The 22,044-nt window shown below is 41.2% G+C and carries 17 protein-coding genes; 3 read left to right on the top strand and 14 right to left on the bottom strand.

Annotated elements, in window-relative coordinates:
* Window positions 1-3: 3 nt before the first annotated feature.
* The 8 genes from ANCC_RS16770 to ANCC_RS16805 form a co-directional block, all read right to left on the bottom strand.
* Window positions 4-768 carry a threonine/serine exporter family protein gene (locus ANCC_RS16770; protein ID WP_006568268.1) on the bottom strand — a complete coding sequence of 255 codons (765 nt, stop codon included), beginning with the start codon at window positions 766-768 and terminating at the stop codon, window positions 4-6.
* Between the two features lie 15 nt (window positions 769-783).
* Window positions 784-2,166: a dihydropyrimidinase gene (hydA, locus tag ANCC_RS16775; RefSeq protein ID WP_006568267.1), complete on the bottom strand. Its 1,383-nt coding sequence runs from the start codon at window positions 2,164-2,166 to the stop codon at window positions 784-786.
* Window positions 2,167-2,194: 28 nt separating this feature from the next.
* Window positions 2,195-3,451, bottom strand: coding sequence for an NAD-dependent dihydropyrimidine dehydrogenase subunit PreA (gene preA, locus ANCC_RS16780; protein ID WP_039946923.1), 1,257 nt, complete (start codon window positions 3,449-3,451; stop codon window positions 2,195-2,197).
* A gap of 16 nt (window positions 3,452-3,467) precedes the next feature.
* The gene (locus ANCC_RS16785) at window positions 3,468-4,676 is read right to left on the bottom strand and encodes an FAD-dependent oxidoreductase (RefSeq protein WP_006568265.1); all 1,209 of its coding nucleotides are present in this window, start codon (window positions 4,674-4,676) and stop codon (window positions 3,468-3,470) included.
* 72 nt (window positions 4,677-4,748) lie between these two features.
* Window positions 4,749-5,201: a DUF1097 domain-containing protein gene (locus tag ANCC_RS16790; RefSeq protein WP_006568264.1), complete on the bottom strand. Its 453-nt coding sequence runs from the start codon at window positions 5,199-5,201 to the stop codon at window positions 4,749-4,751.
* 319 nt (window positions 5,202-5,520) lie between these two features.
* The gene (locus tag ANCC_RS16795; RefSeq protein WP_006568263.1) at window positions 5,521-7,815 is read right to left on the bottom strand and encodes a hypothetical protein; all 2,295 of its coding nucleotides are present in this window, start codon (window positions 7,813-7,815) and stop codon (window positions 5,521-5,523) included.
* Window positions 7,816-7,957: 142 nt separating this feature from the next.
* Window positions 7,958-9,343 carry a hypothetical protein gene (locus ANCC_RS16800; protein ID WP_006568262.1) on the bottom strand — a complete coding sequence of 462 codons (1,386 nt, stop codon included), beginning with the start codon at window positions 9,341-9,343 and terminating at the stop codon, window positions 7,958-7,960.
* Entirely contained in the window at window positions 9,333-9,866 is a 534-nt protein-coding gene (locus ANCC_RS16805) for an RNA polymerase sigma factor (RefSeq protein WP_156340710.1), read from the bottom strand. The genes ANCC_RS16800 and ANCC_RS16805 overlap by 11 nt, the downstream gene beginning before the upstream one ends.
* A 186-nt stretch (window positions 9,867-10,052) precedes the next feature.
* On the opposite strand from ANCC_RS16805, the gene ANCC_RS16810 reads away from it, so the two are divergent.
* A complete protein-coding gene (locus ANCC_RS16810; protein WP_039946985.1) occupies window positions 10,053-10,877 on the top strand; it encodes an ABC transporter ATP-binding protein in 825 nt (274 codons plus the stop codon).
* Window positions 10,864-11,592 (top strand): hypothetical protein, encoded by a 729-nt coding sequence (locus tag ANCC_RS16815; protein ID WP_006568259.1) that lies wholly within the window; start codon window positions 10,864-10,866, stop codon window positions 11,590-11,592. Before ANCC_RS16810 ends, ANCC_RS16815 begins: the two co-directional genes overlap by 14 nt.
* Before the next feature lie 73 nt (window positions 11,593-11,665).
* On the opposite strand, the gene ANCC_RS16820 is transcribed toward ANCC_RS16815, so the two are convergent.
* From ANCC_RS16820 to ANCC_RS16840, 5 genes are all read right to left on the bottom strand, one after another.
* Window positions 11,666-13,090 carry a 6-phospho-beta-glucosidase gene (locus tag ANCC_RS16820; RefSeq protein WP_006568258.1) on the bottom strand — a complete coding sequence of 475 codons (1,425 nt, stop codon included), beginning with the start codon at window positions 13,088-13,090 and terminating at the stop codon, window positions 11,666-11,668.
* 12 nt (window positions 13,091-13,102) lie between these two features.
* Window positions 13,103-15,040 (bottom strand): beta-glucoside-specific PTS transporter subunit IIABC, encoded by a 1,938-nt coding sequence (locus ANCC_RS16825; protein WP_006568257.1) that lies wholly within the window; start codon window positions 15,038-15,040, stop codon window positions 13,103-13,105.
* Between the two features lie 86 nt (window positions 15,041-15,126).
* On the bottom strand, window positions 15,127-15,975 hold the full coding sequence (gene licT / locus ANCC_RS16830; protein ID WP_006568256.1) for a BglG family transcription antiterminator LicT: 849 nt from the start codon (window positions 15,973-15,975) through the stop codon (window positions 15,127-15,129).
* Between the two features lie 571 nt (window positions 15,976-16,546).
* A complete protein-coding gene (locus tag ANCC_RS16835) occupies window positions 16,547-17,065 on the bottom strand; it encodes an Rrf2 family transcriptional regulator (protein WP_156340709.1) in 519 nt (172 codons plus the stop codon).
* Between the two features lie 114 nt (window positions 17,066-17,179).
* Window positions 17,180-17,731, bottom strand: coding sequence for an NAD-dependent epimerase/dehydratase family protein (locus ANCC_RS16840; RefSeq protein ID WP_006568254.1), 552 nt, complete (start codon window positions 17,729-17,731; stop codon window positions 17,180-17,182).
* 275 nt (window positions 17,732-18,006) lie between these two features.
* Here ANCC_RS16840 and ANCC_RS17745 point away from each other — a divergent pair, with 275 nt between their 5' ends.
* Window positions 18,007-18,360, top strand: coding sequence for a DUF4368 domain-containing protein (locus ANCC_RS17745; RefSeq protein WP_267904118.1), 354 nt, complete (start codon window positions 18,007-18,009; stop codon window positions 18,358-18,360).
* 93 nt (window positions 18,361-18,453) lie between these two features.
* On the opposite strand, the gene ANCC_RS16850 is transcribed toward ANCC_RS17745, so the two are convergent.
* Window positions 18,454-22,035: an ABC transporter permease gene (locus ANCC_RS16850; protein WP_039946922.1), complete on the bottom strand. Its 3,582-nt coding sequence runs from the start codon at window positions 22,033-22,035 to the stop codon at window positions 18,454-18,456.
* Window positions 22,036-22,044: the final 9 nt, after the last annotated feature.

Below are 22,044 nucleotides of genomic sequence, written 5' to 3' on the forward strand. Positions count from 1 at the left end.
AATTCACAGCCAGCTGACCACTGCAAAGCCCAGGGCAATCGAAAGGCTTAGCAGGACCGCTTCTCCGAAACGGGTCAGGCCGGATAAAAAATTATCGGATATCATCTCCCGGATACAGTTCGTGAACATAAGTCCCGGAATCAGGATCATGACATTTCCGATGCTGATCTTATCAGAAGAACAGCCGATACCTGTACGCGCCGCCATGACTGCCAGTGCCCCTGCTGCCAGGGAACAAAGGCAGGAGACGAGAAACCGATTCATATTCATATTTTTCAAAGGGATCTCCACGATCTTGATCATGACTCCTATGACCGCAGAGATCGCCGCATCCAGCAGTGAACCTCCGAAAAACAGGGTAAAGGCAGATGAAATCAATGCATAGATGAGCATCCCCTGCCGGTTGCTGTACGTGGGCAGACCGTGAATCTCTTCTAAATCTTTCTTGACCTCATCCATATCCGGAAGAGTCCGGCATATTTTCCGGGACAGGTTATTCAGATATTTCAGTTCCTGAAGATTAAATGCCGAACCATGGATTCTCCTGGACTGGGTTATGATACCGAAATTCTTGGAGGAAATAGTGGCAACAATTGTATACGTAATAGAAAACACCTCAGTCCGTTCAGATCCATAGGCCGTACAAATTCTAAAGATGGAATCTTCCACGCGCCTGATCTCTGCTCCGGAGATCAGCATACGGGCTCCGATCTCCAATGCATTTTCAAGCATCTGTTCTGCATCCTTTTTAGTAACCGCCTTACCCATGTTACCCTCTCTTTTTTATCGTAATTTTTTTGGGGTTCGTTTTACAAACTGACCCATGCCAGGAGTTCCCTTAAATTCTCCGTCTGCATAGACGACATTTCCGCGGAGGAAAGTACGTACAGGGTATCCGTGCAGTTTCTTTCCTTCCCAAATCGTGTGATCACAGTCTGAATGCATTGTATCAACACTGATCGTGAAATCTTTGTCTTTGTCGTAAATAACAATATCTGCGTCCTTACCGACTGCAATCGAACCTTTCTGATCACATCCGAAAATCTTGGCAGGATTTGTGGAACACAGCTCTACTGCCCTTGAAAAAGATATTTTCCCGGAGTTTGCCGCATCCAGCATATATGGATATAAGTTCTCGATTCCTGAGCATCCGTTCGGAATCTTGGTGAAATCATCCCTGCCCCAGTCTTTCTCATAGCTCTGGAACGGACAGTGGTCAGTTGCTACCGTATCAATAGATCCGTTCTTAATTGCTTTCCACAATGCGTCCTGGCTCTCCTGTCCTTTGATTGGAGGGGAGCATACGAAGTTGCGTCCGTCTTCTCTCTTATAAACATCGCTGGTAAATTCCAGATACTGCGGGCAGGTTTCCACGAAAACTGGCGCTCCTTCTTCTTTTGCCTGAATGCAGGCCTCCAAACCTTCTTTGTCTGCCATATGTACAAGATACAGCGGTGCATCTAAATGTTTTGACCAATGTACGGCTCTTTTGTCTGCCTCAGCCTCCACAAATTCCGGCCGGCTCATGTAATGATACCAGGCACTCGTCTTGCCTTCTTTTAAAAACTGCTCCGTATACATATCAATCAGATCCGGATTTTCCGCGTGGACGTTGATCATGGCACCCAGTTCCTTCGCACGCAGCATCAGCTTCGCAAGAGTTCCGTCACTTACCATCCATCCCTCTTTTTTATACACCAGGAAGCATTTAAAGCTTGTGATTCCCTCTTTTACGGCCTCTTCCATCTCCTCAATGATCGCTCCGTCAGAAAGATCCGTGATACAGCAGTGGGATGCAAAATCAACACATGCTTCTTTTTCCAAAACAGCCTTTTTCTCTGCAATGACTCCGCGGATGGTTTCGCCGGTATGCTGAACCGGATAGTCAAAGACCGTTGTGACTCCTCCGCAGGCAGCTGCCCTTGTTCCGGAGAGATAACTGTCGGAAGAAATTGTACCGCCGAACGGCATTGCCAGGTGAGTATGTACGTCCAGTGCTCCTGGAAGAACCAGCTTTCCAGCCGCATCAAACACTTCTTCTGCATCTGCTTCTATATTCTCTGCAATGGCTGCGATCTTTCCATCCTTCACACCTAAATCCGCAGAAAACATATCAGAAGCTGTCACAACAGTACCGTTTTTGATCACTAAGTCGAATTTTTTCATATGATTGTCCCCCAATCTGACTTATGCTTTACTCATACTTGGTTTTCATTTTCACTTCATGGTCTTCAACTCCCGGCTTCATCTCAACCTTTCCAGGGGTAATACAGTCCATAACCGGACAGACATTCAGGCACAAATGGCATCCGACACATTTATCTTCATTGAGAACCGGCTTCCGCTCTTCTTCATCCCATGTAATGGCCTGATGTCCGCCGTCAAAGCAGGATACATAGCATCTTCCGCATCCCACACACTTATCCTTATTGAAATCCGGATAGAGGATGAACGTACGGTCAATGTCATCAGCAGGCACGATGTTCGGCAGAGCCACGCCTACCAGATCAGATAATTTATCAATTCCATGGTCTTCCATGAAATGGGACAGACCGCTGATCATATCTTCTACAATACGGTATCCATACTGCATAACGGATGTTGTTACCTGAAGGTTTGAAGATCCTACAAGGATAAAGTCTAATGCGTCTTTCCATGTTTCAATACCGCCGATTCCTGTGATCGGGACATCTTTTAATTCCGGATGCTGTTTCATCTGTGTGATAAAACGCAGCGCGATCGGTTTTACTGCCGCACCTGAATAGCCGGAGATGGATGATTTACCGTTGACTACCGGCATGGCGGTCATATTTTCCACATCAATATTTGTGATGGCTTTTACTGTATTGATGGCAGCGATTCCCTTGGCTCCGCCTTCCATGGCAGCGATTGCAGGAATCTCCATGTTTCCGATATTCGGAGTCATCTTTGCAATGACCGGAAGATGAGTGGCACCGGAAACAACCTCGCAGTATCTGCGCACAAGATCCGGATTCTGTCCTACATCAGACCCCATGGCAGAGGATGTCATCTGAGGGCAGGAGAAGTTACACTCGATCATATCGACACCGGCCTCTGTTACTTTCTTTGCGAGGATCTCCCATTCTTCTTCATTGCTTCCCATAATGCTGGCAACGATAACTTTTGTCGGATAGTCCTGTTTCAGTCTTCTCATGTATTCCAGGTTATCTTCCAGAGGTTTATCTGAAATCATTTCCATGTTTTTAAATCCAGTCCACGGTGTCCCTTCCTTTGATGTGATATCGAATCGAGGGGAGCATTCGTTCGGGATAAATATACCGATGGTCTTATAGTAAACTCCTGCCCATCCTGCCTCCAGCGCTTTGGCACACATTTCATAGTTGCTTCCCACCGGAGAGGATGAGAGGAAAAATGGGTTTTCACATTTGACTCCTAAAAAATCGATGGATAAATCTTTCTTTACGGACATATTCAATGCCTCCTTTCTATTTGTTAAAATAGTCTGCAATCTTTTCTGCGGCTTCTTTGCCTTCTGCGACAGCTTCTACTACAGTTTTTCCGCCGTTTACCATGTCTCCGCCTGTGAAGACATTTTCGCCGGCTGCAATGTCTGCCACGTCGTCTCCGACTGCCTGGCCGATTGCCAGCACAACCTGATCGGTCTTCATGGTCAGTCCGGATTCTCCGTCACGTCCTTCAAATCTCATTGCGGTAACATGTCCGTTTTCTCCAACGATTTCTGCCGGTGCAAATTCCTGTACGATCGGAATACCCATACTCTGTACGAAGCTGACTTCATCCATATCTGCCGGAGCTTCTTCAATGGTTCTGCGGTAAACGATGGTTGCTTTCGCTCCCAGTTGTTTTGCAGTCGTGACACAGTCCATAGCAACGTCTCCGCCTCCGATCACGATTACATTTTCTCCAAGTACCAGCTGATCTGTATTTGTCTTAGCTTCCCTTAAGAAGTCAATGGCAGTTACCACACCTTCCAGATCTTTGCCCGGTATATCCACCATCTTTGATTTCCAGAGACCTGCTCCTACGAATACTGCATCGTAATCATTTTTGAGCTCCTCAAGTTTTGACGCATCTATGGGTTCATTAAATTTAAATTCTACTCCGAGTTTTTCAATGGTCTGAATATCAAAATCCACTACTTCCTGAGGAAGCCTTGTTGGAATAATTCCATATGTAAGAACACCGCCTGCTTTGTCCTGAGCTTCATAGACCGTCACAGAATATCCTTCCAACGCCAGCTGTCTTGCACAGGAAAGAGAGGCCGGTCCAGCACCTACACAGGCAATCTTTTCCTTCTTCGGCTCAGCCGCTTTTAAGAATTCCATTCCCTGGTTTTTCTCTTCTTCTACGAGGAAACGCTGGATCTTTCCAATCTCGATCGGCTTATCAATGCCGGTACGGCTGCACGCCTGCTCACACATTTTTCCGTATGGACAGACCTGAGCGCAGCATCCTGCCAGCGGGTTATTCTCGCGGACTGTCTCCGCAGCTCCTTTTATATTGCGGAAACGGAGAGAACGGATGAACTTTCCGGGATCTGTTCCTGCAGGGCATCCTTTGCTGCAGGGTGAATCATGGCAGAGAAGACATCTGGATGCTTCTTCCATTGCAGTTCTTAAATTAAAGCCCTTTTCCATTTCTTCTCCATACTCTTTTTTTGTAATTTTACTCATGGTTGTTTCACACTCCTTATTATATGATCAATTTCATGGTTTTCCATCTGAGCCTGGGACGTTCAGCCGGCACTATTCTTTTCCGAATTTCTTAAAAAGGAATCTTCCGGAATAGTCGCAGGACACTCCGAGAATATTGCCTAACAGAAGACAGATTAAGAGCATTTTCCAATCTCCGCCGCTGGCGAATGCAGAAAAACCTCCCATAAACGTATTGGGTACCAGAGACAAAACATCAATGTGGGACTGGAATACGATCAGCCAGGAAAAGAATCCCGTTACGACTGCTCCGAATATGATCGTGTTATTGATGCCGCCGGACAGGATGATCAGCATGCCCCACAGAAGACCTGTGTAGTTGCTGCACATCGACTTGATGAACCCTGTCTTCCCACATCCGGCGGAAAAGTATGACGTGCATCCGACGAATCCGATCCATGTGGCGAGCCCCAGGGCAGAGCCGACTCCCTGCCAGAGACAGCAGAAAATCCCGGTACCGATGGCGTTGGCCATTATTACACTCATAGTTGCTCCTTTCTTATTGCGTTTCTGTTATTTGTTAAGTTCATTGTATCGGATACACGATGTGGAAAGTAAAGAGGGAGTTTTTAATTTTTTTCAGAATGAATTTCAGAAAATTGGGCAAATGCTACCAGTAAATAATTGTTATACCTTTCATTAAATAGATTTTTTTGTTTGATATTTAACAAACCTGCGGTGTTTCATGTTAAAAACTCACAAAAAACATATAAAATATAAACAATTTATAAATAAAATCACGAAAAAAACCTTCCAGCCAGTGGAAGGTTTTTTCGCTTTTATAATCTATGATCTTCTTTATCCCTTAATTCAGTCTGCCTTTATATACCTTTGCAACTTTGCCTTTCTTGATTAATGCAATCAGACCATAATTTCCCCGAATGAAGCCCCATTCTTTGTAGCCCTTCTTTGCTTTTCTTTTATAAACAGGTTTCCCCCAGGTAGTCAGGACTGCCTTCTTGGCAGACATTCCTACTTTTATGGTCCCGCCGATGTAAATCCTTTTTGTCGTACTTGCTCTTTGGTCACCATATTTGTCATAAATAATAACCTTTATACTTTTTCCGGCTTTTTTCTTCGGGAGTTTGATCTTAAATGACTGCTTATAGTTGTTGCTCTTAAATTTTCTCGTTATAGTCTTTCCGCTGACTTTAATCTTAAGCTTTTCCCCTTTATTAGCCCCTGTACATTGAATGTTGGCATATTTTGTTTTTGTAAACTGAGTATTTTTAACCTTTACTTTGCAATAGGACTTCTTAATAGACGTGTTAATTACTTTATAGTATCCGTTTGGAGCAACTGCTTTTATATAAACTTTCGTACCTGTTCTGAAAACAGGGATAACAATAAAGAAATCTCCATCGCTGTCTGCAGTAGTGTTATATGTGCGATTTCCTATTTTTACAGTTATCTTTGTTTTAGGAAGTGTTTCACCCCACATTAAGCCGTCTGCATACTCCGTACCACTGTTTATATTAAATTTTATTGGTTTATTTTTAATCGTAGAGGAAGCATATACTTTATACCCGTCTTTATCCTCCAAAGTGACTGTAACTTTTGATCCTACTTTTTGCTGAGGAAAAGATATAGTATAGACACGTTCCATATCTTCATTATACTTAACTGTTCCATTATAGGTTTTTCCATTAACTGTGGCACGAATACCGGCTAGTTCTGCATAATAATCTTGATCAATATATAAGCTTCCGGATATGCGATTTACAGATAAATCTTTGATTGTTACTTCGTTCTTCTTTTTCACAACCATTCTAGTAATGGTATTCGTATAACTTCCATTGGCTGTCTCATACCAAAACTTAATTTTGGTTCCAACCGGCTGCGGCGGATATGAAACGTACACTATTTCAGAACTATGTTTTGGAAGATCACCATAATAAATTTTTCCGTTGATTTCGGCACATAATCTGTCATAAAATGGTGATTTCCCGCGTGCCCTGCTGGGTCCCGCATGAGAAAAGTATTCTTCTGTTTTATTTCTTGCATTGCTGTTTTCAACTGTTTTTTTTATTTCTTCTGTGGAACATCCATGAGCATCATATGCTGTTAAAGTTATGACTGTTCCTTCCTTTTGGGCAGGATAATTCAGAGTACAGCTTTGTCTCTGAACAGAACTGCGATATTCATTTTTTCCGATTCTAGCAATTACATAAGAAGTATTCTCAGGAACCTCAGCTATTGTCCGCTTTGGATAGCTATCCCATAACCATGTATCTTTCCATGATAACTTACATGCTTCAATAATAAGTGTTTCCAATTGTTTAATGCTTCCATCTTCTGCCTCCAACCACAAATCAATTTTTTGTCCAACGGGTTGAACCGGATATTTAATAAATGGCTGGCTGCTTTTATGATCTCTTCCATACATGGAGTAATAATCTACCCCGTTAATTTTTGCATGTAACCGTACATCATTTTGAAGTGTATATCCAGAAATCTCACTTCTGGTCGCCTTCAAACTCGCAATATACAGGTCGCTGTTTTCTATCTTAAACTCTTTTGTCTCCTGGCAATATCCGTCTCCCCAAGTAACCTGTATTTTGTCTCCTACATTTTGTATAGGATAGTCCACTCGGATCATTCCATCCTCATCAACTTGTCCCTCATATACATTCCCGATTCCAGCTTCAACAGAAACTTTATTAACTATTCCCTTACTATATGCCTTTGCAGTAAACCTTTTCGGCCTTGCCTCTGTGTCTGACAGATACAAATCATCAGGCTTTATCTCATGAGTTGCTGTCATGGTCTTTTTATGATCTGCAGTTTCAAGATAGACACTCACAGTTGTACCTGACTTATAACCTTTATCCAGAACCATCTCAAAGTCTTGGGATCTTCTTGTTATCTCAAGTTCTTTTGTAAAAACATCTGATCCAGCTGTAATATGCGCCGTAACAGTCTGTGCTGCATCTACATTGGAAACAGACAATTCCAGCTGCTTGTGTCTTTTAACACCAACAGATAATCCCCAAGTTAAATTTGCCGCTGCGCTTACTTCAGGGGTATGATAAACATTTCCTGTCAGTATAACTGCAGCAGTCAAAAGTACACAAAGAAATCTTTTTAGAATTTGTTTCATAACTCTCTCCCTCCTAAATATGTAATTATGTTACTCCTCATTCTATTTCCATTATATCACTCTCACAAAAAAAGGCCATAATAAAAGAGATTACCACCGTATCAATTTATACGACAGTAATCTCTTTTTATATCTAATAAGTTTACTTTGTTATTTTTATATAGCCTGTGTTATCTTTGCCACTGTCTCCCCCACCATCTATTTGGATATAGGCCTTGTCCAGTAAATCCTCATCTACAAAATATCCAATATGATAAATCTCTTCCTGTCCTGGCTTCAACGTTTTAAGATAAAAACGATATCCCCCGTCTGTCTCCTGAAAATATTGGGCACACTTGTCTAACTGACAATTCCTAAAAGCCTCCGGTCTGTTGTATTCCTCAAGGATACGCCAGCTTCCGTCTTTTGTTTTTCTCAAATAAGTGAGGGGCCTGCACACGTTTATTATTTTTTCCTCTTTTCCTGTATTTTTTATCTTCATTGTAATATAAACCATCTTCTGCTTTACAGTCTTTGTATCTGCAACTGATATTGATGCAGAATGGCGTCCGTCACCATCTTTTAAAGTTTCTCTTCTGTATGATTTTAGTTTACCATTTTTATCTAAAATTTCTTGAAGATCAACAGTACTTGAAAAACCTTTTCCGTATAATCCGCTGATATCGTCTTTGATTCCCACTGAAGCTATCTCATACTCAGCATCATCATATTTTACATTGTCTCCAGCATTTTTGAAAATTCCTTTTATTTTTGTATCTTTTCCTCTTTCCTGTCCCTGTAAATTCTTTTGTGTCTTCTCAGAGAGTCGGACGTAGCCTGAAGCCTCAGATTTTTTGCATTTCTTAAGTTTTACCTGGGACGCAAAATTTGACAAATCTTTTTTACTTACACCAGACATCGCATAGTACCGAATCATATAGCCATATTCTTCATAAAATACAAACATGCTTTTATTATAAGTGTCATTTTTGATATATCTGCTGTCTTTTATATAATATCGGTTCATATAAATCGCTTTATGTCCGCTAATCTTTAAGTTATCCGCCTGTTTTACATCATCGACATAATAATCTTTGTCCACGGACTTATCCATTTGTACCAGTTCGAATGAAAAATCTTTTCCGGCATGAGCCCCAGACTTGTGGTTAAATTCATACCATCCTTTTAACCCTGAACCTCCCTCACGGTATTTGTCCGGCAAATGATAGGAAAGGGATACATAAGGGATTTTCTTTTTCAATTTTTTATTCTGCTCCGTGTTTACAGATATATCTACAGCATACTGATCTTTTTTAACTTCACTTTTAAAATAATTCACAATTTTAGGTGCTGCAATGACTCCTGCCGGAATCGCCAGCAGTAATACAGCGCATGCCGCAGCTGCAATTTTCATCATTTTGTTTGTTTTTTGTTTTTTCTTCATAACATGTTCCTCCATTTTTTTCAGAACAGAGATATTCAGCTGTTCAGGAGGTTCCTGTTTATTCTTATATGTTTCATTTATTAATTCTTCCAAATCATATTTCATAACCACTCGCCTCCAAACTGCTTCTGATCTTCGTTCTCGCTTTGCTCATACTGCTCCTGACTGTTTTCCTGGAAATTTTAAGGTTGTCTGATATTTCCTCGATACTCATTTCAGCTGCATAATACATATTCATAATAATTTTCTGTTTTTCGGGAAGGCTGCCGATCAGCCTATTCACTTCATCAAGCAGTTCCTGTTTGACAACTGCTTCTTCAAGCCCGCCTAAATTTCTGGTGTCGGCTGCTCTCAAATCATCGAATTCCGTCTCTGAAACAATGTTTCTTCTCCATAAGCTCTTCCTCTTTTTATTCTTCCAGAGATTTACGGAAATCCCAATCAGATAGTTTCGTTTGCTCTTACCATCGCCACATCTGTCGAGTTTGTGGCTTAACTCGACAGTTTTTAGAAAGGTGTCTTGATACAGATCTTCGGCTTCAGGAACATTACCGGTCAAATGGCAGCAGAAACGATACAAGGATGTCCCATATTCATTCACTAGTACTTCCATCTCTTCTGTCGTCATAACAAAAGCCTCCATTCTGCTATAAAATCTTGTTCGGATCTTAACCCTTTCACTTATATAATGTCATAGCATAAAAAAATGTTCCCTGAAAAATCGAATTTTTTTACTTTCCAGCATAATCTCTGTTACAATATTTACAAAGTTAATTTATATGAATCATACCATATCGGAGATAAGGGGAGAATTGTGGACCATCTATTAGAACTAAAAAACATCACGCAATCATATAACAAACAGGTCATCTTACAGGATCTGACCCTTTCCATATCCCAAAATCAATCCATCGCCTTTACGGGCCACAACGGATGCGGAAAGAGTACATTATTAAAACTGCTCGCAGGACTAATACGTCCCACACATGGGAATGTCCTATATTACGGTGCTCCTCTGTTCCACTATGTTCCTGAGCGGTTCCCTAAAATGAATCTCACGGCCAGACAATACCTCCGGCATATGGGATATCTGGATGGTCTGAGTACTGAGGATGTAAAGACAAGGTATAAGGCGCTGTGTGAAGAATTCTTTTTATCTGATATGCTGGATATCCCGATAAAACATTTATCAAAAGGAACGTTGCAGAAAGTATCAGTTATACAGGCTCTGTTAAAAACTCCTGATGTTTTAATATTAGACGAGCCTCTGTCCGGCCAGGACACAGACTCTCAGGATGTGTTCATACAAAAAATAAATGAACTGCGCAGAACAGGAATGACTATTCTTATGTCCTGCCACGAACAATATCTGATTGACAGTATCAGTGACACAGTGTATCAAATTGACAGGAAACATTTATCCCTGGCAGACAGTCCGGAAAATGCGGCAGAAAAACATTATATTCTATGGTTTGATAAGAAAGAAGGGGCTGAAATTCCTGATCTGTGTACAGGACGAATCAAAAGCTGCTGCGGTAAATATAGAATAGAAGTAAAAGAATCGGAAAGCAATCCTGTGATCGCATATATGATACAGGAAGGATGGCTTTTAAGGAGGATGGAAGATGCGGATCATTAGCGGTCTCATAAAATATCAATACCTGCAGTATTTGAAGTCAAATAAATTTGTTATGCCATTTGCCGCTTTCGTTGTGATGCTGTTTACTTTATATTCAACAAAACCGGTGAGTGTGGTGGCCAGCCTGGCCAGCTGCTGTCTGTTTGTTTTTCTGATTTCATCATGGATCGGTACCTCTGTCTGCAGCCTGGAAGATACAGCGTCGGAACAGATTATGATCTTGAGACTGCGCAGCACGAATAAATACGATTGGGGACATGCCCTGTTTCTTTTAAGCCTCAGCATGCTGACTGCTCTGCTTTGCCTGCTGATCCCAGTGTTGATCAATCTGTCCAACAGCCAGATGCTGTTTGACCGAAAGCTGCTGCCTGAAGATATCATATTTGGATTTTTTCTGCTGTCCTCTTCTGCATTTATGGGATGCAGTCTGGGTGAGCTGTCTCATCCCAGAGTCATAAAAGACAGGAAATCTGCTTTACTCATGATTACACTTGTCGACATAGTATCAGTGATCAAAACTTCTCTGACGGCGGCATTTCCCGTCTCAAAATTTATTCTTTGGATCGTACCGCCGATTTCATTTCTTCCGGATTCCTTCGCCAAAGAACCCTATTTTATAGGAATAAAAGTATTTCCTGCTGTACTGCTTTTGTTTATTTACGGTCTGGCCTTAACCTTTGTGAAAATATCTATCCTTCAGAAAAGGAAATTTTAACACAAAGAAAAAGGTGTCAGGAACCTCTTGTTTTGAGCTCCCTGACACCTTTGAAGAACATATAGAAAGCTAATTACAATTCTTCCCCGTTCGTCTCTATGACTTTCTTATACCAATAAAAAGATTTCTTCCTTGATCTGGCCAGTGTTCCGCTGCCGTCTTCCTGTTTGTCCACGTAGATAAATCCGTACCGTTTTTTCATCTCCCCGCTTCCGGCACTGATTAAATCGATAGGAGCCCAGGAAGTGTACCCCATCAGTTCCACTCCGTCCTCCTCCACAGCATCTTTCATGGCACGGATATGTTCCCTCAGGTATTCAATCCGGTAATCATCTACCACATAACCGTTCTCATCAGGTTCATCGAAAGCTCCCAATCCATTTTCAACAATAAACAATGGCTTTTGGTATCTGTCATACACCTGGTTTAACGTAATGCGCAGCCCCAGCGGATCGATCGGCCATCCCCAGTCACTGTAAGAAAGATAAGGATTCTTTGCCGACTTAAACAGATTTCCTTCTGCTTCCTCCTGTCCGCCTCCCGGTGCCGCGATGCATCTGCTGTTATAATAGGAAAAAGAAATAAAATCAACGGTATACTCTCTCAAAATCTCTGCGTCTCCTGCATCCATCACTGGAAAAACTCCTTTTTTTTGAAGCCTCTTCACCGCATAAGACGGATAATATCCTCTGGACTGTACGTCCACAAAGAAATAATTTTCCTGGTCAGTAAGCAGTGCCTCCCAGACATCTTCCGGCCTGCAGGTATACGGATAAGCGCTGCCGGCCGCAAACATACATCCCACCTTATTTTCAGGATTTATTTCATGGGCCATCCTTGTCGCCAGCGCACTTGCCACCAGCTCATAGTGGGCAGCCTGATATTTCACTTGTTCCTCATTTTCACCGTCTTTAAAGTAAATGCCTGCTCCCATAAATGGTGCATGAAGGATCATATTGATCTCATTAAATGTCAGCCAGTGGGTGACATCGTCTTTAAATCGGGTGAATAACACTTCACAGAGACGCAGATAGAAACGAATCATTTCTCTGTTTCTCCATCCCCCATACTTCTCAATCAGATAGACCGGGCAGTCAAAGTGAGAAATCGTAACCAATGGCTGGATGTGATATTTCCTGCATTCTTTGAAAATTTCTTCGTAAAAACGCAGTCCCTCCTCATTGGGTTCCTGTTCATCTCCATTCGGAAAGATTCTGGTCCAGGCAATGCTCAGACGGTAAACCTTGAATCCCATTTCCCCAAACAGGCGGATATCTTCCCGAAAGTGATGATAGAAGTCCACAGCCTCTGCTGCCGGATACTCGTGTTTATCATCCATTTTAAGCATTTTTCGGTGCCCTGCGATGACCGAAGACCGGTCTGCTCCGGACGGACAAACATCTACATTTGCAAGACCCCTTCCGCCTTCAAATACACCGCCTTCCAGCTGGTTTGCCGCCGTTGCTCCGCCCCATAAAAAATTCTTTGGAAATCCCATGTGCTCATCCTCCTATTTCAGAACATTCAATAACAGGTCACCTGCATCTGCATATTCTTCGCGGGTTTCCACCACATCCAGAAAGTCATCAGAATTGGAAACCAGTACAGGTGTCTCGACGCAATAGCCTTTGCTTTCTATAAACTCCTTATCAAAGGTGATCAGCAGCTGTCCTTTTTCAATCCGGTCCCCCTGTTTTATCATAGCCTCAAAGCCTTCTCCGTTTAGCTGAACGGTATCCAGACCAATATGAATCAAGATCTGTACTCCGTCATCGGTTTCAATTCCCAGGGCATGGAGTGTCGGGAATAAGGCTGACACGACACCGGATGCAGGGGCATAAACTTTTCCTTCCTCTGGCAAAACCGCCGCCCCTTTTCCAAGAACTCCTGATGCGAAAGCCGCATCTTTGACGGATTCCAGTTTTAATATCCTGCCCTTGATAGGACTTGCAATTTCCAGCTGTTTCATGATTTTTTCCTGCCCCGTAACTTCTGGTTCCAGCTGATCCTTGTCCTGGTCTTCTGTCCCTTGTACAACGGCTGGTTGCTTTTCTTTATAAAAGATCATGGTCGCGGCAAATCCCAAAACCATGCTGATGATCACACCAACGACTGCTACGATTAAGTTCCCCATGCTCCCGTCCGGTTCGATCATTGCCGGGAATTCAAAGATACCCATGCCTCCCATCATAAACTTTCTGAAATTAAAGGCTCCGTAGAATCCTCCTCCGATGCCTCCCACGATACAGCTGATGATAAACGGTTTTTTCAAAGGGAGCAGAATTCCGTAAATGGCCGGCTCCGTGACTCCAAAGATACCGGAAATAAAGTTTGGGATTGCCATTTCTTTGATCTGTTTATTTTTCGTCTTAAAGAAAACACCCAGAACGACTGCCGATGTGGCAAAAGTGCAGGCAAAAAACGGCATCATAACGTTATCGAAACCATTTGTCATAATATTATTGATGTACACCGGAATGAAGCCCCAGTGCAGGCCGAAAATCACCAGAATCTGCCATGTAAGCCCCACAATGGCTCCTGCAAGCATCGGGCTGAAATTTCTGACAGTCATAACTGCCTCTGCAATAATGGTGGATCCAAAAGTCGCTAAAGGTCCGATCACCAGCAGTCCTGCCGGGATTGCCACAAGCAGTGTGAGCATCGGGACAAAAAAGAATTTTACTAAATCGGGGATAAATTTGTTAAAAAACTTCTCGCATTTTGAAGCAAAATAGACGACAAAGATGACTGGAATTACGGTCCCTGTATAATCCATGCCGATTAATGGGATACCAAAGAAATCCGTATAAACTTTAGATGCAAACATTGTTCCGCCAAACAGTGTATAGAGAGCATTTCCTCCGGCTGACAAAGCGCTGTTCTGAATGGTCGGATAACACATGATGGCTCCGATCACCAGGCCGAGCATTGGCTTTAGTCTGAATTTCTTTGCTGCCGTGTAGCCGAGGAACAGGGGCAGAAAGTTAAACAGCCCATCTCCGATGGCATTTAAAATAAGATAACCTCCGCAGGCATCTGAGTAAAGACCCAATGCTACAAACAGAGCATTCAAACCCTTGACCATACCACAGGCAGCCATGATCCCAAGGATCGGCTGAAAAATCCCGGAAATCGTATCAATGGCCCTGTTAAACAGACTTCCTTTTTCTGGGTCTTCCTCCTGCCCTGCTTCTTCTGCCAGTCCGAGCAGGGGCATCACCTCCGCAAAGACATCCGGCACATGATTGCCAATGACCACCTGGTACTGTCCGCCGCTTTTCATCACTGTGACCACGCCGTCCATGTTTTTCAGCACATCATCCTTCGCTTTGCTCTCGTCTTTCAGTTTAAATCTGAGCCTTGTGATGCAGTGGACAAGGCTGCTGACGTTTTCCTTTCCACCTACATTTTTGACAATTTCTTTTGCCAGTGTTTCGTACTTACCCATTTTCTTACCTCCATTTAATTGAAATTATATTTATGAAGGTTTGGCCAACCAAATGTCACCATCCTGGCGTACATGATAATTGAAATTTATTGCTTTTTTGTTTTGTTCATAACCCGCTCAATGTGGATCGTCAGGTAAAGCTGCTCTTCTTTTGACAGGTCATATTCATATTTTCCTGCAATGAACTGCGTAATCTTTTCAGTGCACCGGAAAGCCTCCGGATACTTTTCTCTGATCACTTCCCAAAGGCCGTCACTGCTGTCTTCCTCATAAGCCGTGTGTTCGATCAGACGCTTTGCAAAGAACTTCAAGTGCGTCACAAAACGGTAATAATAAACGTCGTCCTCGTCAAACTCTATCTTGAAAAAGTATTTTACGATATTGACTACTTCCTGCATAATTCGGGTGATTTCATACATGTTGTGCATCGTGTCGTCATCCATCTGGGCATTGGCCAGATGTAATGCAATGAACCCGGCCTCATCTTCCGGGAGCCGGACCTTACATTTTTCTTCGACCAAGTTTAGGGCCCACAGTCCGATCTGATATTCATCTTTATAGAATCTGCGGATATCCCAAAGCAGAACATTTTTCACCGTCACACCGTCCAAAAACCGGACGATCGAGGTATGTACATGGTCAATGAGGGAAATGTAAACCATATCATTCAGTTTTTTCCCCAGTCTCGTTTTCGCCTCTGAGATGATCTCCTCCCCGATGGCAATATGCTCCATCGGGACATCCTGGATCAGTACCTGGAACTTATTGTGGGCTTCGGTTCCGGAAAGAAAAAATGTCTTGTCGATCGCCTCAGGGTTTAAATCATCACCTGCCCTCTTTTTAAAACAGATGCCTCTTCCCATGACGATCTTTTCCTGACCGTCTTCATCCAGAACCACTGCCACATTGTTGTTCAGCGCTTTAAAGATCTTCATTTTCCTTCCTCCCTATCCGGTTTTCCGGTATCACTGCAGGATTATATTCAAAAGAATGGATTTGCCTGTCAATTCTTAGAAACAAAAAAACCTATGTACACAAATAAACCCGAAAGCCTCAGCTTTCAAATAAATATTTCTGTACATAGGTTTAGCTTACGTTTCAATCACTATCCTATTTATAGGCAAATTCTAGCACAATTCATCCTCGCTGTCAATCAATATTATTATAAAAGAGAATGCCTCCATAAGGGCAACCGCCGACAGGAAATCATTGGAAGCAATTAACTTAACGGCTGACAAACAGGTTGCTGCGAAAGACGAGCGAGAAGCATAACGCTTTTTGCTCGTCTTTTCTTTTCCCTTAATACGCTTCCATACAGAAAATTGTTACGCAGTAGAACGCCATTTAGAGGGGTACGAGTATAAAACCCTTACCCATGCTGTTATGTGGCGTAAAGCAAATATAAAAAGACATAGCGATACCTCCCTGATACCGCCATGTTCTTAAAAACGCAACTTTATTACAGCCTCTGCTTATCTTTTTTTCACTATACAAACGACGGTTTTTTTATTTACCGTGATTTTGGTGGTTTGTCGATGAATTGGTATCAAAACCATTCTTTTTATACCAATCCACAATGACAGCAAAATCAACTTTTTGATTATAATGTCTTTCGATTTCAAATCGAAGTTCCTCTATCGTTGTTTTAGACAAAGAGTCTTTTAATGAGTTGACGGCTTCCTGTAAGTGAATAAATAATAATTCTTTAATGGAACTACCTACTGGACAGGCACCCGATAACGTATCAGAAAACTTAAAGATTTCATCAACAGCATCTGTTTCTACTGCTTGATAAACGTCCCATAAAGTAATCTCATTCGCTGTTTTTGTTAATGATGTAGCACCTGTTCCCCGTTGAATTGATAATATACCAGCTTTTTTAAGTTTCCCGTAAATGTTTCTGATAATGACGGGATTATTTCCCACACTTTCCGCAACCATTTCACTGGTGACGCGGATATCTGGAAAATATGCAATCATAATAAGCGCATGAACTGCAATCGTAAATTGTGTGCTCACTCTCATAAATGACACCTCCTCACTTATTGTAACAACTCGCATTACAATAAACAAGCGAAATCCCCATGGTTAGAGCTGTCAATTTATGTTTAACAATGCTTCTGTTTGTTTGCTACTTTTTTAGTTGAGATATGCAATCCAATCTTTAACTAATCGGTCAATCAAAAGTCGTGCTGCAATTTCAACATGAACCGGCGGTAATTCATCAAAGGCACCGGATTGAACCGCTTTCAAAAGGTCATCATTTCTATCAGCACCATAAGCAATAGTTACGTCGTAATTTGCAACGCGTACTTTTCCTTCCCGAAGAAATTGCAATTCATTTTCCTTCATTTTTACAAAGTCCTCAAAACCAGTAACGCGTGCATTACAGCCAAGATTTCCAATGGCTCGGCAGTCGTGTTTTTCAGCAAAATCACGGATTGTTTTCAGTGCGTCCATGCTTCCATAAGTAAGATTTACGATGTAATCGACTTTTTCAGGCAAAGACTTTTCAAATGCGGCAGCGTCATTTACATCTATCTGAATGTGATGAACACGGCTGTCTTTAATTTCCTGCCGTTCGCTCCGGCTGGTTACATAAATTTGTACCGCCGAATTTCTTTTTAACCATTGTCTCGTGATCTCACGACCAATATAACCGTTACCTCCAACTAATACAACTGTTTCCATTTGTGTATCCTCCTTTTGTTTGTAATATAAATTATTACAAACTCATTATACAACAACAGCTTTGTAATGTAAATAGTTACAAACTATTTTTCTTAAACTGTGTATCTATGCTCTATTACAATCAATACTATGATGTGTGTACACATATTTTAAGAGAAAGATGAACGGTAAAATGTAGTAGGATGAAATGAGAGAAGAAATTTGAAAAATCTTTCTCAGATCTTCGTCAAAACCGCCCCGCAAAGCAAGCGGAACGGCAAGGGCTGTTCTCCGGGCTGCTGTACTGTGCCGACTGTGGGAGCAAGTTGCATTTTGCAACGGGAAAGAACATAACCCCAGAGCAGGATTGCTACCGCTGTGCAAGGTATAAGAGCAACACAGGCGACTGCACCATGCACTATATCCGGAAAGAAACATTGAAGCTGTCCGCCGAGTATGAAACGGAGCAAAAGGAACTGACGCCCACCATCGTCAATGAGTTTGCGAAAAAGATAATCGTCCACGCCCCCCATAAGTCAAGCGGACACCGCCGACAGAAAATCCATATCATTTGGAACTTTTTCGGGGAGTTGGAGCAGAATGAGGACGCACAAACCATTGAACGGCAAAGAAAAAGCAGAGCGGCATAGCCTTTCGTCTATGCTGCTCTGCAAATATAAGTTACTTCCTTGTGCGTATGCGTCTAATTTTAAGGCATCCTCTTTTAGGAAATATCGCTGTTTTTACTCTACAGATTTTAATGCACTAAGCATATCTAATTTTTTCAGTTTTCTATTCATGGTATAACCTAATATCACAGTAATTAATGCAATCAATAACACCGGAACAACAAATGCTTTTGCTCCTAATGCAGGATTAAACATGACTTCATCAGGCGGAACAACGGCAAGGATGTATCGATAAAGAATATCTCCTAATCCGAATCCGGCTAAGATGCCAAACAAAGAAAGAATGATTGTTTCTCTATAAATATACATGGTTACTTCTTTATCATAGAATCCAAGTACTTTTATTGTTGAAAGTTCTCTGATACGCTCCGCAATATTAATGTTTGTAAGATTATAAAGAATAACTACAGCAAGCAGAATAGCTACAATTATTAACACTGTCATGACTTTATTCAATGAACGGACAATCGTATCAATTTGATTAGTTAATGTGATATTTTGGACTACCCCTTTTACACTGTCCGATTCCATAAATTTTCCCGCCTGTACTCTGGCATTCTTTGTGGAATGATCGTTCAAAATGACCAGATTCGCATTGGACTTATACTTTTTTGAAAATGATTTCTCAAAACAAGTATGATTCATGAACATAAAATGTCCGGTATACATTTCTGTTATATCAGCAACCTTTACAGTATGCTCTTGATCATTAGTATTCGATATTGTAAAGCTGTCACCGATATCAACATTTAATAATTTTGCCAATCGCTCTGAAATAACCGCTCCGCCACTCCTCTGTAAATCTATGGCTGTCTGGCTCTTACGATGTTCCAGAGAGATATAATCATCAAACTTTGCTTCATCATCTGTGACAATTAGTTTGATTTCCTGCTTATCTTGATTTTTGCCTGCCACTTTCGAAATAGATTCATAATACACCGGGAGTTGTTGTTTTACACTTTCACTGTCTAATAATGAATCTATTTCCTTTTGTTTTTCTTCGGTTAGGTTCTGATTTTGGGCAACGATTAAATCATACTTAATAATTTCACCAAACTGTTTATCATTGATTCCGGAAATAGAATTCTGAACACTGAATCCGGCAAATAGTAATGTTACCGCCCCACATACGCCGAAGATTGTCATCAACATTCTTTTTTTATAACGGAAAATGTTTCTGGCCGTTACTTTATGCGTAAAATTCATTTTGTTCCAAACAGGTTTAATATGCTCAAGAAAAATATTAGAACCCTTAGCTGGCGGTTTTGGCAGAAGTAAAACAGATGGTTTTTCCTTTAATTCTCTGTAAGCAGCCATACAGGCCGGAACCACCGCACTCACCACTGCCAGAAACAGTGCAGTCATAGCTGCCTTAGGATAAATATGCAGTTCTATACTTGGAATATCAAAACTCGCTCCATAAGCATTATAAACAATTAGCGGTACTAATATATGCCCCAGAACGATGCCTGCAAAAGTACCTGATAAGCCGGAAATCAAACCGTAAACTGTAAACTTTTTCATGACATCTGTGTCTGTATACCCTAATGCTTTTAATGTTCCGGAGTTCATTCTTTCTTCATCTACAAAACGTGTCATCGTTGTTAAGGTCACTAATGCAGCTACAAGATATAAGAAAATCGGAAATACATTTGCCAGAGAATCAATAATTACAGAGATCGTATCATAGATTCTGTACCCCTCAGATCCTGGAACTTCCCTGCGTGTGTTCAGGGAATAAACCGGTAAGGTTAAATTGTTCATACTCTCTTGGGCGTCACCCAGTTTTTCTTCATTTTTGCTTATTTCATTTTCCACGCTGTCTTTTTTTTCATTAAACTTTTTTAATCCGCTTTTATATTCTTTCTCTTTTTCTTCAAGTTCGTGTTTCACGGTTTCTAATTTTTTCAGACCCTTCTTATATTCTGTTTGTTTAGAAGATAAGGTTTCAAAGGAATCCTTCCATGCAGATAAACCAGTATAATATTTGTTCAAACTTTGATTATACGATGAAATACCCCTTTGATATTTCAAATAGCCGCTGTTATATTGAGCTTCCTTCTGTTTTAATAATTGCTTCTTCTTTGATATTGCCTGTTTTGCCTGAATCAGCTGTGCTTCATTCTTTGATAATTCTTGTCTGGCAGTATTCAATTTTGCGGCTGCCCCCTCTAATTCCTGCTTTGCATTATCCAATTCCTGCTTTGCATCATTTAATTCCTTCTCCTTTTCAGCAAGTGTAGTTTTGGCTGCTTCCAGCTTCTCAAGCTCTGCCTTTGCAGCTGTTAATTTCTGATTTATTTTTTCTTTTTCTTCATCAGAAATATATGGGTCGGCTAGCTGTCCGGTAAGCGAATCAATCATTTGCCGGCAGGAAGAAAGGGCAGATTCACATTCGTGTTTTTTTTTGGAAAATGCAGTATATGCGGTATTATATTCCTGCTGCTTCTTATGAAATTCAGAAGTCTTTTCCTCTAATTGCTTCTCACTGGCAGCAATCGTTTTTTTTGCACGGACAAGTTCAGTTTCTTTTACAGAAATCTCACTGTCTGCAGCCTTTATACTTTCGCGGCCTTTTCTGATTGCCTGATGTGCTGTATTTAACTGTGTCTCTGTTTCCTGTAATGTCACTTTTGCACTGTCCAATGCCTGTTTCGCCAATTGTAATTGAGTCCACTTTTTGTTTAACTGTATTTGCCCGGACGCTAACTGCTTTTGTGCTTTTTCTAATTGCGTATCAGATGCATGAATTTTTGTTTTGGCTTTTTCTATTTGTTCGCCCGCATTTGCAAGCTCATCTTTGGTATCTGATAACTTTTGCTTTGCTTTATCAATTTGACTCTGTCCATCATCAATCTGACGCTGATACTCTTGTTTGATTTTCTTCAGACGCAGCCCGGGCTGATCTTTCACCAGCTTATCCAATTTATTTTTATGCTTTTGAATAACATCTGTGTATTTATCAGAGTACGGGTTCAATCCTTTCGTATCTTTGAAAGTCATTCGTGCCAACATATAATAGTCAGCATCAAAGACTGTATCATTGACAAAACCATACCCCTTTAACTCACCTGATCCGGAAGTGGACTGTCCCATGTTAATAGAAGATAAAAATTCCGGTGATTTCGCAAATCCTACAACAGAAAATGAGTGTCTCTTTAAAACTTTTTCTCCTGTAATCGTTTCTTTTTCAATAAATTGAATTGTGTCTCCAATCTTATATTGATTTGCATAAGTATCTGATAAAACGATTTCATTATCCTTTCTGGCATTTCTGCCGTCTGTTAAATTATAGTTTGAAATAGTCTCTGGATTGGAAAACAAGCGAAGTCCCTCTGTTGAGCCTTTTATTTCAACGTCTTTTAAATATCCGTACTCTATTTTTTCCGTACCGGATAAGTGATTGATCACTTTCTGATTCTCTTCGTCGATTCCATAATCGCCAATCACGGTAATGTCGGATAAATTCTGGTCTTTAAAATAATGAATCCCTGTTTTTCTTATATTTGGCCCGGTCACCTTAAGACCAACCAAAGCAAAGGAGCCTAACAACATAAGAGAGAATATGGATATGAAACGTCCTTTGGAATTGGAAAAACACTTTTTTATGTCTTTCCACAATTTCTTCTTTTTCATGTCTGCCAC

Origin of the sequence: Anaerostipes caccae L1-92, from assembly GCF_014467075.1 — a bacterium.
Taxonomy (GTDB): Bacteria; Bacillota; Clostridia; order Lachnospirales; family Lachnospiraceae; genus Anaerostipes; species Anaerostipes caccae.

Excerpts from the sequence above, each read along its gene's own strand:
- ANCC_RS16805 (WP_156340710.1), bottom strand. The coding sequence starts at position 9,866 with ATGACGACAGAAGAGATGGAAGTACTAGTGAATGAATATGGGACATCC.
- ANCC_RS16815 (WP_006568259.1), top strand. The coding sequence starts at position 10,864 with ATGCGGATCATTAGCGGTCTCATAAAATATCAATACCTGCAGTATTTG.
- ANCC_RS16795 (WP_006568263.1), bottom strand. The coding sequence starts at position 7,815 with ATGAAACAAATTCTAAAAAGATTTCTTTGTGTACTTTTGACTGCTGCA.
- ANCC_RS16820 (WP_006568258.1), bottom strand. The coding sequence starts at position 13,090 with ATGGGATTTCCAAAGAATTTTTTATGGGGCGGAGCAACGGCGGCAAAC.
- licT (WP_006568256.1), bottom strand. The coding sequence starts at position 15,975 with ATGAAGATCTTTAAAGCGCTGAACAACAATGTGGCAGTGGTTCTGGAT.
- ANCC_RS16825 (WP_006568257.1), bottom strand. The coding sequence starts at position 15,040 with ATGGGTAAGTACGAAACACTGGCAAAAGAAATTGTCAAAAATGTAGGT.
- ANCC_RS16840 (WP_006568254.1), bottom strand. The coding sequence starts at position 17,731 with ATGGAAACAGTTGTATTAGTTGGAGGTAACGGTTATATTGGTCGTGAG.
- ANCC_RS16850 (WP_039946922.1), bottom strand. The coding sequence starts at position 22,035 with ATGAAAAAGAAGAAATTGTGGAAAGACATAAAAAAGTGTTTTTCCAAT.
- ANCC_RS16785 (WP_006568265.1), bottom strand. The coding sequence starts at position 4,676 with ATGAGTAAAATTACAAAAAAAGAGTATGGAGAAGAAATGGAAAAGGGC.
- ANCC_RS16770 (WP_006568268.1), bottom strand. The coding sequence starts at position 768 with ATGGGTAAGGCGGTTACTAAAAAGGATGCAGAACAGATGCTTGAAAAT.
- ANCC_RS16835 (WP_156340709.1), bottom strand. The coding sequence starts at position 17,065 with ATGAGAGTGAGCACACAATTTACGATTGCAGTTCATGCGCTTATTATG.
- ANCC_RS16800 (WP_006568262.1), bottom strand. The coding sequence starts at position 9,343 with ATGAAATATGATTTGGAAGAATTAATAAATGAAACATATAAGAATAAA.
- hydA (WP_006568267.1), bottom strand. The coding sequence starts at position 2,166 with ATGAAAAAATTCGACTTAGTGATCAAAAACGGTACTGTTGTGACAGCT.
- preA (WP_039946923.1), bottom strand. The coding sequence starts at position 3,451 with ATGTCCGTAAAGAAAGATTTATCCATCGATTTTTTAGGAGTCAAATGT.
- ANCC_RS16790 (WP_006568264.1), bottom strand. The coding sequence starts at position 5,201 with ATGAGTGTAATAATGGCCAACGCCATCGGTACCGGGATTTTCTGCTGT.